We start from the raw sequence: 14,129 nt of genomic DNA, 5'->3' as shown, positions 1-14,129 counted from the left end.
ACGAAAGTGCTTGGCAAGCGCATAAACACTGTCTAAAANTAATGCATATTTAAAAAATGCATGAAAGTTCACCATTTGATGATTCCGACGTTGTCAGACCCATTTCAGATCGACACCGTCACCGTTCGCAACCGAGCGGTGCTCGCACCCATGTCAGGTGTGACCGACCTGCCATTTCGAAAGCTTGCCTGGCGGTTTGGCGCAGGCCTCGTTGTGACCGAGATGGTTGCCAGCCGCGAACTCGTAGCCAACCGTGGAGAATCCTGGGCGCGCCTGAAAAATGCAGGCATGGTTCCGCATATGGTTCAGCTTGCCGGCCGTGAAGCGCACTGGATGGCGGAAGCAGCAAAAATCTCAGCGGATAATGGTGCAGGGATCATCGACATCAACATGGGATGTCCTGCCAAGAAGGTTACGGGTGGTTACTCCGGTTCGGCGCTGATGCGCGAGCCCGACCACGCACTTAGCCTTATCGAAGCCACGGTGAAAGCAGTTGACGTTCCCGTAACGCTCAAAATGCGGCTGGGTTGGGATGACAGTTCCATCAATGCGCCGGAGATCGCTGCCCGAGCAGAGGCCGCCGGTGTCAAGCTCATCACCATTCATGGCCGCACGCGCATGCAGTTTTACGAAGGGCGTGCGGACTGGGATGCGATAAAGGCTGTGCGTGACGTGATTTCAATACCGCTGATTGCCAATGGTGACGTGGAAACGGCAGTCGACGCATCGGAAATCCTGCGTCGATCCGGTGCCGATGCCGTGATGGTGGGGCGAGGGGCGCAAGGGCAGCCGTGGTTGCCCGCAGTTCTGGCAGGTCATGCCCCACCGCCGCTTGAGAAAATCGCCGACATAGCAGTCGAACATTACGAATTGATGCTGGAATTTTACGGCATTGAGGCAGGGCTTCGTCATGCGCGCAAACATCTCGGATGGTATCTGGACCGGTTTGCGCCGGACATGAAGACAGACGACAAGGTTGACATCATGACATCCAAAANCACCGGGCAGGTGACAGCGTTACTGCGGTCTGCCCTCCAACAGGGCGCGGAAAGCTCTGCGGCGAGGAAAGCCGCATGAGCGCTGACACCGCACCACCTGGTGGCAATAACGTATTGGCCATGGCCGTTCTCAACGCCGTGCAAAATCCGGTTATTCTTGTAGATAGTGAAGGCTTCATAGCGTTTGCCAACTGGGAGGCAGAGGCCTTCTTTGGGGCGAGTGCGACGCATCTGGCGCGCTACCGCATTTCCACTTTCATCCCGTTCGGTAGCCCACTGTTGGCGTTGATCGATCAGGTGCGTGAACGTCGCGCGCCGGTCAATGAATATCGCGTCNATCTGTCGTCGCCGCGCCTGGGACAGGACAAGCTGGTCGATCTCTATGTCGCGCCTGTCGTCAGCGAGCCGGGTTCGGTCGTCGTGGTGTTTCAGGAACGGTCCATGGCAGACAAGATTGACCGGCAACTGACGCACCGCGCCGCCGCGCGTTCCGTCACCGGTCTTGCCTCCATGCTGGCACACGAGATCAAAAATCCGCTTTCAGGCATTCGCGGTGCTGCACAATTGCTGGAAACATCCGTCCCCGACGAGGACCGGGCGCTGACGCGGCTGATTTGTGATGAAACGGATCGCATCGTGTCGCTGGTCGATCGCATGGAAATTTTCTCCGATGAACGTCCAGTAGATCGCATGCCGATCAATATTCACTCGGTGCTCGATCATGTGAAGGCGGTGGCCAAAGCCGGTTTNGCGCGCAACATCAAGATCAGCGAAAATTACGATCCGTCTTTGCCTCCGGTTTATGCCAATAGGGACCAGCTGGTTCAGGTCTTCCTCAATCTCGTAAAAAATGCCGCAGAAGCCGTGGGTAATCAGCAGGATGGCGAGGTCATTCTGACGACGGCCTATCGTCCGGGCATCCGTCTATCCGTGGCAGGCACTCGCGAGCGTATCTCGCTGCCGCTGGAATTCTGTGTGCATGACAACGGTCCCGGCGTTCCGCCGGATCTCGTGCCGCACCTATTCGATCCCTTCATCACCACCAAGACCAATGGTTCCGGCCTTGGTCTTGCCCTTGTCGCAAANCTCATCGGTGCACATGGCGGCATCGTGGAGTGTGACAGCCAGAACCATCGCACGACATTCCGCGTATTGATGCCCGTTTCGCCCGAGGTTGCGGCCGAAGACAGCATTTTGCCGAACCCGACAGGATCTAAACGATGACAGCAACGATTCTCGTGGCCGATGACGACGCGGCCATCCGTACCGTTCTCAATCAGGCTCTCAGCCGTGCCGGGTACGATGTGCGGATTACCTCGAATGCGGCGACGCTCTGGCGTTGGGTATCGGCAGGTGAGGGCGATCTTGTCGTGACCGATGTGGTTATGCCGGATGAAAATGCCTTCGACCTTCTGCCCCGCATCAAGAAGGCGCGTCCCGACCTGCCGGTGCTGGTGATGAGTGCTCAGAACACCTTCATGACAGCCATCAAGGCCTCGGAAAAAGGCGCCTATGATTACCTGCCAAAGCCCTTCGATCTGACGGAACTGATCGCCATCATCGGGCGCGCTTTGTCGGAGCCGAAACGCAAGCCGGCCAAGCTTGATGATGACATGCAGGATGGCATGCCGCTGGTGGGCCGCTCTGCCGCGATGCAGGAAATCTACCGTGTGCTGGCGCGTTTGATGCAGACGGATCTGACACTGATGATCACCGGTGAATCCGGCACCGGCAAGGAACTCGTGGCACGGGCGCTGCATGATTACGGCAAGCGCCGAAATGGCCCGTTCGTGGCGATCAATATGGCCGCCATTCCGCGCGACCTTATCGAATCGGAACTCTTCGGCCACGAAAAGGGTGCCTTCACCGGTGCGCAGAACCGCTCTACCGGCCGGTTTGAGCAAGCCGAAGGTGGAACGCTTTTTCTCGATGAAATTGGCGATATGCCGATGGATGCGCAGACACGGCTGCTTCGCGTGTTGCAGCAAGGCGAATATACGACCGTTGGTGGGCGCACGCCGATCCGCACTGATGTTCGCATCGTTGCCGCGACCAACAAGGATTTGAAGACCTCGATCAATCAGGGTCTGTTCCGCGAAGACCTCTATTACCGACTGAACGTCGTTCCATTGCGTCTTCCGCCACTGCGGGACCGTGCGGAAGATATTCCAGACCTCGTTCGTCATTTCATCCAGACGGGAGAAAAGGAAGGTCTCGAGGGCAAGCGATTTGAAACCGAAGCGCTGGAACTGATGAAGGCCTATGCCTGGCCCGGCAACGTGCGTGAGTTGGAAAACCTCATCCGCCGCCTGATGGCGCTTTATCCACAGGAAGTGATCACGCGCGAGATCATCGATCAGGAGCTTCAATCCGACGTGCCTGACAGCCCNATCGACCGGACGGCAGTGCGAAATGGTTCGTTGACCATATCGCAGGCCGTTGAGGAAAATATGCGCGATTACTTCTCCGGATTCGGTGAAAACCTGCCGCCACCCGGCCTGTATGATCGTGTTCTGCGAGAAATGGAGTATCCGCTGATTCTAGCAGCTCTGACGGCCACACGTGGCAATCAGATCAAGGCAGCCGATCTTCTGGGCCTGAACAGAAATACCCTACGCAAGAAAATCCGTGAGCTCGGCGTATCCGTCTATCGAAGCTCACGAACAGCCTGATCATAAAAGTCCGAACGAACAAAAAAGCCACCCGTCCGCACGGGTGGCTTTTTATATTGAGGTTCGAAGGAGTGACACCTTCGATTTATGGATCAAGCGACTGCCGTCTGTCTTGCTTCAGAGTTATCTGCAGCCCGCTCTTGATCTCCGTGAGATGCGTTGAGGCAACGCGCGACCACATCGTGGTTGAGCCATTGAACGGGACCGCTTGGCTGAGACGAAGCGCCAAAAATCAGCTTGCCCGTCGCCTCGACCACGAGTGAGCTCAAGAGATCGCTAATCAACGTTTTGCTGTCGCGGTGCATGGCGGTGATTTCGTTGGACGTGCCAATGGTCAGGTCAGCCTGTGTCTGGCTGTTGGGCATTGGCCACGACGAGAAATCGTAGAACGGTACCATCACGTCACTGGCTTGCAGTTTGGCGATCTTTGCTATGACGTCGTTCAGCGTGAATCCATCAGCCAGAAGCGCTTCGCATGCACGCCACTGCTCATCTGCCCATTGACCGCCATCTTCTTTCTTCAAAGCAAGAAGAAGCGGGATCAGAGGCAACTCGATGCCTGTGAACACATCTGAGGAATTGGTCCGGATTTCAGGGCAGTTATAGACAGAAGCTTTGATACCTTCCGCCCATGCAGCCTCGGCAATGCCTTCAAGACGCATCTTGGCATAGCCTTGGGTATAATTGGTGTAAGTCTGCCAACGGTATTCACCATCGATCAGGATACCCGTTCCGTGATAACCGTAAGCCGTGTACCGCACCTGACCGCCGGACGCTTCGACGCGTTCACGAATGGCTGCACTGGCGTTTATGAGATGGCCGAATGTGTTGGCAGAAACCTCATCGAAGTTGCGGAGAATCAGCTTGCCCATATCGCTGTCGATCAACGATTGCGAAGACATGTGACGAGCGCCGGTGCCCTTATAGATTCTGTTGGCTATAACCAGGAAAACCTTGGCCTTGGGAATACCGCCAGCCATGGTGTGGGCAAAGAAGACGTTGCGGCCAGCGGGAATCATACCATCGAGAATGGTCATGACTTCTGCTGCCGAATCGGTAAATCGCTTTGTCGCTATGGCCTGGCACTGATCGATGTAATCCCAATCGAGCTTTTCACGCTCCCAGCTCTCCAGCGTCAGCCCGGCCAAAAGATCAGTCGGGGTGCGGCCACCCTCTGGCGCATCGAGATCAAATCCAGCCATCAGCGGGACGTTGATGATCTTACCGCCGAGTCGTGTTTCAGCGTCCAGAAGCTCCTCGCTTGTGAGCGGACGTAGGGCGTTGTTCTCGTCACGCCGCCCGACGGTAATTCCCACGATCTGCATCCCCGCTTTCCGGGCCTGGTCGAGAAGGCCGGTCGCGTAGCCTCGTCCGAACAACTCGCCGAACAGAACGAAGACGTCGCCTTTTCGAAACACTGTGTTTTNGGAGATGTTCTCCAGCGCGATAGGGTTTTNCATGTGCTCAGTTCTTCAAANGGGGATTCGGGCCGTGAACCCGACATATATTGAGCACTACTTGAACGCAGTCGGCCCATATGGAAAGTCATTTAAAGTAACCGAATATATCGAAACGTGAGCGGACCCCGACATTATCGGTGGAACAAGAGCTAAGTCCTTATTCCAAAGCCTGATTTTNCGATTCCGCATCGATAAGCGAGACACTGACAGCGGCAACGACCAGCAGACCGGAAACGACGCCCAAAGCCAGCCCGAAGTTGGCTGCCATGAGTGGAGCGACGATAGACGGGGCCAGCAATCCCCCGAATCGCGCAACCGCCCCCGCCATTCCCATGCCGCTGGCACGCAATGTCGTGGGATAGAGTTCCGGTGTGAATGCGTAGATCGCGCCCCATGTGCCAAGCAGTGAGAAGCTTAATAGCAACGTCGCGGCCACCGTGATTTCGACCGATTGCCCAAGCCCGTAGCCGAGAGTCCCAATGGCGCTCAGCAATAGAAACCCGATCAATGTGGGCTTTCTCCCCCATTTCTCGACGCCGTAGGCCGCCAGCGCATAACCGGGCAACTGCGCAATAGCCAGAATAACAAGGAAAACCTGACCGCGCACGAAGCCGAAACCATCGGCCGCCAGCTTGATCGGCAGATAGACGAACACGCCATAGTAGGACACAGAAATCAGCATCCATGCCAGCATAAGGAAANTCGTGCGGCGGCGGAGAGTAACCGAAAATAACGCGCTGAATGCTTTGCGCTGTGGTACCTGCGGCGCAAGCGGCAGAATTTCGGTGTTGTGGCCGTTATCCTTTGCCACCCGTTGCAGAACCCTTCGCGCCTCATCGGAGCGGCCCTGCTGGTTAAGATAGAAAGGAGATTCGGGAACATAGAACCGCAGCACAATGCCGATAAGTGCTGGAATGCCGGTTACGAAGAAGATCGTTCTCCATGCTTCACCGCCGTGTGTGCCAGCAACAAGCGCCAAANGGGCAAGCGCGACAGTGCCTATCGCCCAACAGCCTTCAAGCATGACCAACCAGCGGCCACGCCGATCGGACGGCAGAAACTCGGCCATCATGGCATAATCGACGGGGAGTGTTCCGCCAACTCCAAGACCGGTCAGAAAACGCGCCACCAGCAGCCATTGCAAATCGGGTGCGAATGCGGAAGCAACGCCGAAAATTGCATCAAGAATGATGGCCATGAACAGGACGGGCCGTCGACCGATCCTGTCTGCCAAACGTCCGAAAACAAAGGCGCCGATCAACATTCCGAAGAAAAACATTGTGCCGGTCTGTAGCGCCTGTGGAACGCTAACACCAAAGCTGACGGCTATGGATGGCGCACTAAAGCCGATTGCCAGAACCTGCATGGCATCGGCTGCCCAAACCAGCCCAAATATGATGAACAAACGCCGCTGAAAAGCACCGACGCCTGCCGCTCTGATGCCGTCTTCGACCGTCATTTTTGATTTCATGGCCACACTCTCTCAAATCGTTGCCAACAACAGCCACTGGCTGCGGTTACATCTTGCTGTCTGCACGCGGAACGATGGTTTACTCATGATACGTGGCGGGGGCCGCATGGCAGCGGTTTACATCCCTCACACAGGCCTGTGATTGCCGATAGCATTATTGTGATGATTCGTAATGGAGATCATCATCGTTTTCGCCAAAGACTGGAATGCATCGATATTCAGCCGGATATGCTGTCCGGTAACAGGCGTGTAAGGCACGCTGCTGGTAACCGGTGCCGTAAATCTTGTTGCAGGACAGGGTACAAACGAGGTTGACAACCTCTGATGTGTCGTTGCATTTTCGCCACAATGTGTTGCTTAAAAAACACGAGAAGGCTGGATTCGCTTTGATGCGAACGAGCTCTTTTTNCAAGATTGTGACGCCTCAAATCGCGGCATAGGAAAATATGATCGATGCGCAAACCTGTCGCCGATAGGGTGTCTGACCGGGCGTCGGGCGATATAGTGATCGCCGACCGCCGCATGTCCTTTGCTTTTCCGGGACTTGTGCTTGCAGGTGTCGCACTCGTCTGCGCAACACTGACGCTTTTCGTGCTGTTGGGACTGACGCCGATTGCACCAACGACAAATGTTGTGATTGCCTCCGTAGTCCTCAACTCATTGCTCGTGCTTGGATTGATGTATTTGATCGGTCGTGAAATCGGCCGGTTGATGAAAGCGAGACGCCGGGGCCGTGCCGCCGCCCGCCTTCACGTCCGCATCGTTGCACTGTTTNCCATCGTTGCCATAACGCCCGCCGTTCTTGTCGCTATCTTTGCCAGTATCACGCTGAATGTCGGACTGGACCGCTGGTTTGCGCTTCGCACGCAGTCCATCGTCGATTCGTCTAGCAACATTGCTCAGGCCTATATGCTGGAAAATGCAGGTTATCTGCAGGGACAAACGCTTTCCATGGCGACGGATCTCGACCGTAACAGAGCGCTGTTTTATTTGGATCGCACCGGTTTCGTTGAATTGATCACCCGTCAGGCAAAAGGGCGCGGTTTCCTAGGCGCGTTTCTGGTGCAGGAAGACGGCGATGCGGTGGTGCAAGCCGACATCAAGACGGAACGGCCATTGCCCGCCATCCCACACGATGCGTTAGAAAAAGCTGCGGCTGGTCAACCGACCCTTATCCCGCCGGGCGTGACCAATCTCGTTGGTGCCATCATCAAGCTTGAGGGAATAGGCGGGACTTTTCTCTATACTGTGCGCGCTGTCGACCCCAAGGTCATGTCGGCGATGCGGCAGATGGAAGAGAACCGCGCAGAATACAAGGCGATGGAGGCCGGCCGCGCGCCGTTGCAGATCGCATTCGCTATCCTATACCTGGGTTTNGCGCTGATTGTTCTGCTCGCGGCCATCTGGACGGCTATCGCGATTGCTGACCGTATCGTGAGGCCAATCCGGTTGCTCATCAGTGCGGCAGACAGTGTTGCGATGGGCAACATGCATGTACTCGTGCCTGTCCGTGCCGTGGACGGCGACGTTGGCCGTCTTGCGCGAACCTTCAACAAGATGATTTCTGAAATCCGCAGCCAGCAGGAAGAAATCATCGATGCCAAGGATGACATCGATAACCGCCGTCGCTTTATCGAGGCCGTTCTGTCTGGTGTGACTGCTGCCGTCATCGGCGTCGACGAGCACCGCAACATCACCATCGCCAATCCTTCGGCAGAAGAGTTTTTGGCCGTCACTTCAGACAGATTGCTCGGGTCGCCTCTGATCGAGGTTGCACCTGAGATCGAGCAGGTCGTTGCCGAGGCGACCGCTTCGGCGCGTATGGATTTTCGCAATCAGATCAACATCATCAGGCGTGGCAAGGAACGCACGTTGAACGTTCAGGTCACGCGCGAAGATGCACGCGATGGCCATGAATCCTATGTCATCACGCTCGATGATATTACTGATCTGGTTATCGCTCAGCGTTCGACAGCGTGGTCGGAAGTTGCACGGCGCATCGCGCATGAAATCAAAAACCCACTCACGCCAATCCAGCTTTCCGCGGAGCGCATCAAGCGCCGGTTCGGCAAGCAGATTACCGATGAGGCTGACCGCACCGTATTTGATCAATGCACGGATACGATTGTCAGGCAGGTCGGCGATATTGGTCGNATGGTAGATGAGTTTTCCGCTTTCGCGCGGATGCCGAAGCCGACCAAAGAGATGTCGGATTTGCGAACTATTCTGAAAGACGCGGCGTTTCTGCGTGAAATGGGTGCTGCGCACATCAAGTTCACGACCGAATTTGGCAATGAACCTCTGGAAGGTATGTTCGATGCCCGGATGTTGGGGCAGGCATTCGGAAACCTTATCAAGAATGCGACCGAGGCCATCGAATCCGTTGAAGCGAGTGAAANCCCGCGCAGCGGAAGGATTTTGGTCAGGGCATCGTTTGATGCGGAACACAACCGCTTCATCGCCGATGTCATCGACAACGGGCGCGGCCTGCCGGTGGAAAACCGCCATCGGATTCTGGAGCCATATATGACGATGCGTGAAANGGGTACCGGCCTTGGCCTCGCCATCGTCAAGAAANTTATTGAAGAGCACGGTGGTCATCTTGAGTTGCATGATGCGCCCGCCGATTTCGATCAGGGCCACGGCGCCATGATCAGAGTGCTGTTGCCGCATGTCGACGTTGCGGCCAGCGAAATTGACAAGGAAGTTGCATATGGCGTCTGATATTCTGGTCGTAGACGACGAAGCCGATATCCGAGAGATTGTTGCGGGCATTCTGTCCGATGAAGGCCACGAAACGCGCATGGCGTTCGATAGCGACAGTGCGCTGGCGGCTATCTCCGAGCGTGTGCCTCGGCTGATATTTCTCGATATCTGGATGCAGGGCAGCAAGCTGGATGGCCTGGCGCTGCTGGATGAGATCAAGAGCCGGCATCCCGATCTTCCCGTTGTGATGATCTCCGGTCATGGCAACATCGAAACGGCCGTCAACGCCATCAAACGCGGTGCATTTGACTTCATTGAGAAGCCATTCAAGGCTGACCGTCTTATTCTGATTGCCGAGCGGGCATTGGAAAATTCCAAGTTGAAGCGAGAGGTTTTCGAGCTAAAAANGCGGGCAGGGGATGCGGTTGAACTGATTGGTGCTTCTCTTGCTGTTTCGCAGCTTCGCCAGACGATCGACCGCGTTTCCCCCACCAACAGCCGCATCATGATTCTCGGTCCTTCCGGTTCCGGCAAGGAACTGGTGGCACGTATGATCCACAAGAAGTCGTCGCGTGCGACGGGTCCTTTCGTGGCCCTCAATGCAGCGACAATTACGCCGGACCGCATGGAAATTGCACTTTTCGGCACCGAGGGCCTACCGGGGCAACCACGCAAGGTCGGCGCTTTGGAAGAAGCGCACCGTGGCGTTCTCTACCTCGATGAAGTCGGTGAGATGCCACGCGAAACGCAGAACAAAATCCTGCGCGTGCTCGTGGACCAGCAGTTTGAGCGTGTGGGCGGCGGAAAGCGTGTGAAGGTAGATGTCCGCATCATTTCCTCCACCGCGCATAACCTGGAAGGGCTGATTGCCGACGGGTTGTTCCGTGAGGATCTGTACCACCGCCTTGCCGTTGTTCCAGTCAAGGTGCCTGCTTTGTCGGAACGCCGTGAGGATATTCCGTTTCTCGTGGATATGTTCATGCGTCAGATTTCCGAACAGGCTGGCATTCGCCCGCGCAAGATCGGTGACGATGCTATGGCGGTGCTTCAGACACATGACTGGCCTGGCAATATCCGCCAGCTTCGTAACAACATCGAACGCCTGATGATTCTCGCGCGTCCTGAAAGCGGCGAAACACCGATTTCGGCAGACATGCTGCCTGCTGATATTGGCGATATGCTGCCCAGAATCGCGGCGCAGGGTGACCAGCACATCATGACGCTGCCATTACGCGAGGCGCGTGAAATGTTCGAACGTGATTATCTGGTGGCACAAATCAACCGTTTTGGTGGGAATATTTCCCGCACCGCTGAATTTGTCGGTATGGAACGCTCGGCCCTGCATCGCAAATTGAAGTCGCTCGGCGTATAACGATCCGAAGTTGCTGTTCGGATACCTTAGAGAGAGCGCATGAAAGTCATCATTTGCGGCGCAGGCCAGGTGGGTTACGGCATTGCGGAGCAATTGTCGCGTGAGGATAACGAGGTCTCCGTTATCGATACCTCGGCAGCGCTGATCGCGGCGATTACTGAAACGCTCGATGTTCGCGGCTATGTTGGGCACGGCGCGCATCCGGACATGCTGGCCAAGGCGGGTGCCGATCAGGCGGATATGATCATCGCCGTGACTTTGTACGACGAAATCAATATCGTAGCCTGCGAGGTGGCGCATGCGCTGTTCAGCGTTCCCACCAAAGTGGCTCGAATACGCGACCAGAGCTATCTTCAGCCAGAATATGGCGACCTTTTCAGTCGCGAAAACATGTCCATCGATGTCACGATTTCACCGGAAATCGAAGTGGGCAAGATGGTCCTACGCCGCATCGCGTTTCCAGGGGCAACCGATGTGGTGCGCTTTGCCGATGACAACGTCTTCATGCTTGCCATCGAATGCATGGATAATTGCCCGGTCGTGAATACGCCGTTGCAGCAGCTCAGCCATCTCTTTCCGGATCTGGTCGCCACCGTCGTCGGTGTCTATCGCGGCGGTCATTTGAAAGCGGTCGACTCCTCTGAGCAACTGCGCACGGGTGACCTTGCATACGTTATTTGCCAGAAGCACCACGCCCGCAGAACACTTGGCTTGTTCGGCCATGAGGAGCAGGAAGCAAGCCGTATCGTGATCGCAGGCGGCGGCAATATTGGACAATATGTTGCGCGTTCCATCGAAGAGTTCCAGCCCAAGACGCGGGTCAAGATCATCGAGTCCGACAGGGAGCGAGCCATTGCTGCGTCCGAAAAACTCAATTCCACAATCGTTTTATGTGGTTCGGTGCTGGACCAGAAAATCCTGCATCAAGCGGATATTCAGGATGCCGATCTGATCGTCACCCTGACCAATAACGACCAGACGAACATCCTTGGCGCAGTCATGGCCAAACAGCTTGGTTGCAGGTCGAACCTTGCTCTGCTGAACGGTCCGTCTTTTCACGATGTCGCCAAGTCGCTTGGTCTCGATGCCTATATCAACCCACGCGCCGTTACCATTTCTCGCGTGTTGCAGCACGTTAGAAAAGGACGGATACGCTCGGTCTATGCGGTGCAAAGAGGGAACGGCGAAATCATCGAGGCAGAGGCCCTCGACACATCGCCGCTGGTGGGCCAGGCATTGCGTGAGGTGGACTTGCCAGATGGGGTTCGCATCGGAGCGATCTACCGTGACAAGACCGTAATTCGCCCGGATGGAGCCACGAAAATCAAGGCGAAAGACCGCGTTATCCTGTTTGCTTCGGCGGATGCAGTACGAGACGTAGAGCAGCTATTTCGCGTATCTATTCAATATTTCTAAAACATTGGGTATGAAATAAAAAANGCTCGCCTGAGTAAATCCGGGTAAGTTTTTCGACATTGCGGAACAGATCGTGATTTGATACCAGAGTTGCTGATCGGCTGACAGGGGGACTACGTTCAACCGATCCTATTATTGATTGTTTATTTCCCGGTCTCCCATCCGGGCAAAAAAGAAAGAATCGGCGCCATGGCGGAACGTTCTCAAAACCTGCAAGATCTTTNCCTGAACACTGTTCGCAAGCAGAAGATTTCGCTGACTATTTTCCTTATCAACGGCGTCAAGTTGACTGGCGTTGTCACATCCTTCGACAACTTCTGCGTTCTTCTTCGCCGCGATGGTCACTCTCAGCTCGTATACAAGCACGCGATCTCGACCATCATGCCGGGCCAGCCTATGCAGATGTTCGAATCGGAAGAGGGCGCTGCTTAAGACAGTACGGCTGTCTTTTAGCCATCATTCCCGCTATGATATTGCAAACAACGGAACCGTGGTAACGGACCGTTGTTTTGCATTCCATACGCCATGAGAATGTCTGGCGTTTTCAACTGACACTCGAAAGGTGCAGGCACATTTCTACACGCGACACATCGAACGAATCCATAATCCCGGAACAGGAAAAGCGCCGGGATGACATGCGCGCAGTGGTTATCATTCCGGTTTTGAAACAGGGGCGTCCCCCGAAAGAATCCACGGCCACGACGCCACTCCGTTCCATGGACGCGAAGTTGGAAGAGGCAAAGGGNCTTGCCCTCGCCATCGATCTGCATATTTCCCAAGGTCTCATCGTTCCAATCAGTCAGCCACGCCCGGCCACGCTTTTTGGCAGCGGCAAGATCGAGGAAATCAAACATCTACTGGAAGAAACCGACTCCGGTCTGGTCATCATCGATCATCCGTTGACGCCGGTTCAGCAGCGCAATCTTGAAAAGGAGTGGAACGCGAAGGTCATCGACCGAACCGGCCTTATCCTTGAAATTTTCGGACGGCGCGCTTCGACCAAGGAAGGTACGCTTCAGGTCGATCTCGCTCACCTGAATTACCAAAAGGGCCGACTGGTCAGAAGCTGGACACACCTTGAACGCCAGCGTGGTGGCGCGGGCTTCATGGGCGGCCCCGGTGAAACACAGATCGAAGCCGACCGTCGTTTGTTGCAGGATCGTATCGTAAAACTCGAACGTGAGCTGGAGCAGGTCGTCAGAACCCGCCAGCTTCACCGCGCAAAACGCCGCAAGGTACCGCACCCCATCGTCGCTCTGGTGGGGTATACCAATGCCGGGAAATCGACGCTTTTCAATCGCATAACCGGTGCTGGCGTACTGGCAGAAGATATGCTTTTTGCGACGTTGGACCCTACGCTTCGTCGTATGAAGCTGCCACATGGCCGCACTGTCATCCTTTCGGACACAGTCGGTTTCATTTCTGACCTGCCGACACATCTGGTCGCCGCCTTCCGCGCGACGCTGGAAGAGGTTCTTGAAGCCGACCTTATTCTTCACGTCAGGGATATGTCTGATCCCGATAACGGCGCGCAATCTTCCGATGTCATGCGTATTCTCAAGGATCTCGGAATTGATGAGAAGGTCGCAGACGAGCGGCTGATCGAAGTCTGGAACAAGGTCGACAGGCTTAAGCCTGAACAGCACGATGCGATATTGCAGAATGCTGAAGGACGGACCAATGTTCGCGCGGTTTCCGCCATCACCGGCGAGGGCGTCGACGCTCTCATGGACGACATATCGCAACGCCTTTCCGGCGTACTGATGGAAACGACCATAGACCTGAACGTAGAGCAGTTACAGTTTCTATCCTGGGTCTACAACAATGCAATCGTGGATTCTCGCACAGATAACGAAGACGGCTCGGTCTCGCTGGACGTGCGTCTTTCCGGGACGCAGGCGCTTGAAATTGAAAGGCGATTAGGCAAGGTGCAAAAGGCCGAAACGGAAGACTGGAACGAGTGAGCAGAACATTCCCTGTGCTTTCTTTCTTGGAGAGAGCTGGCAGAGCGACCCGCTGAGGAGTTCATTTCTA

10 protein-coding genes are annotated in these 14,129 nt (G+C 55.4%); 8 read left to right on the top strand and 2 right to left on the bottom strand.

Translation table 11 applies throughout. The features are described 5' to 3' along the window. The first annotated feature begins 60 nt into the window (after positions 1-60). From dusB to ntrC, 3 genes are all read left to right on the top strand, one after another. Entirely contained in the window at positions 61-1,077 is a 1,017-nt protein-coding gene (gene dusB, locus CUC55_RS16510; RefSeq protein WP_103088550.1) for a tRNA dihydrouridine synthase DusB, read from the top strand. Further along, positions 1,074-2,222 carry a two-component system sensor histidine kinase NtrB gene (locus CUC55_RS16505; RefSeq protein ID WP_103088549.1) on the top strand — a complete coding sequence of 383 codons (1,149 nt, stop codon included), beginning with the start codon at positions 1,074-1,076 and terminating at the stop codon, positions 2,220-2,222. The genes dusB and CUC55_RS16505 overlap by 4 nt, the downstream gene beginning before the upstream one ends. Further along, positions 2,219-3,670, top strand: a complete 1,452-nt coding sequence (gene ntrC, locus CUC55_RS16500) for a nitrogen regulation protein NR(I) (RefSeq protein WP_067643079.1) — start codon at positions 2,219-2,221, stop codon at positions 3,668-3,670. The genes CUC55_RS16505 and ntrC overlap by 4 nt, the downstream gene beginning before the upstream one ends. A 92-nt stretch (positions 3,671-3,762) precedes the next feature. Here ntrC and CUC55_RS16495 read toward each other — a convergent pair whose 3' ends face one another. Both CUC55_RS16495 and CUC55_RS16490 read right to left on the bottom strand, forming a co-directional pair. Continuing rightward, entirely contained in the window at positions 3,763-5,130 is a 1,368-nt protein-coding gene (locus CUC55_RS16495; RefSeq protein ID WP_103088548.1) for an enoyl ACP reductase FabMG family protein, read from the bottom strand. 157 nt (positions 5,131-5,287) lie between these two features. Further along, positions 5,288-6,601 carry an MFS transporter gene (locus CUC55_RS16490; RefSeq protein ID WP_103088547.1) on the bottom strand — a complete coding sequence of 438 codons (1,314 nt, stop codon included), beginning with the start codon at positions 6,599-6,601 and terminating at the stop codon, positions 5,288-5,290. A 453-nt stretch (positions 6,602-7,054) separates the two neighbouring features. Here CUC55_RS16490 and CUC55_RS16485 point away from each other — a divergent pair, with 453 nt between their 5' ends. From CUC55_RS16485 to hflX, 5 genes are all read left to right on the top strand, one after another. After that, entirely contained in the window at positions 7,055-9,325 is a 2,271-nt protein-coding gene (locus CUC55_RS16485; protein ID WP_103088546.1) for a sensor histidine kinase NtrY-like, read from the top strand. After that, on the top strand, positions 9,315-10,679 hold the full coding sequence (gene ntrX / locus CUC55_RS16480) for a nitrogen assimilation response regulator NtrX (protein WP_103088545.1): 1,365 nt from the start codon (positions 9,315-9,317) through the stop codon (positions 10,677-10,679). Before CUC55_RS16485 ends, ntrX begins: the two co-directional genes overlap by 11 nt. A gap of 39 nt (positions 10,680-10,718) precedes the next feature. Next, positions 10,719-12,095 carry a Trk system potassium transporter TrkA gene (gene trkA, locus CUC55_RS16475; RefSeq protein WP_067643066.1) on the top strand — a complete coding sequence of 459 codons (1,377 nt, stop codon included), beginning with the start codon at positions 10,719-10,721 and terminating at the stop codon, positions 12,093-12,095. A gap of 189 nt (positions 12,096-12,284) precedes the next feature. Further along, positions 12,285-12,527 (top strand): RNA chaperone Hfq, encoded by a 243-nt coding sequence (gene hfq / locus CUC55_RS16470; RefSeq protein WP_103088769.1) that lies wholly within the window; start codon positions 12,285-12,287, stop codon positions 12,525-12,527. Positions 12,528-12,730: 203 nt separating this feature from the next. Then, entirely contained in the window at positions 12,731-14,059 is a 1,329-nt protein-coding gene (gene hflX, locus CUC55_RS16465; protein ID WP_067643063.1) for a GTPase HflX, read from the top strand. Positions 14,060-14,129 lie beyond the last annotated feature (70 nt).

It is taken from the genome of Agrobacterium bohemicum, from assembly GCF_002896715.1.
In the GTDB taxonomy this organism is placed as follows: Bacteria; Pseudomonadota; Alphaproteobacteria; order Rhizobiales; family Rhizobiaceae; genus Agrobacterium; species Agrobacterium bohemicum.
The sequence above is the reverse complement of the archived record's forward strand: the minus strand, read 5'-3'. Positions and strand labels throughout refer to the sequence as shown.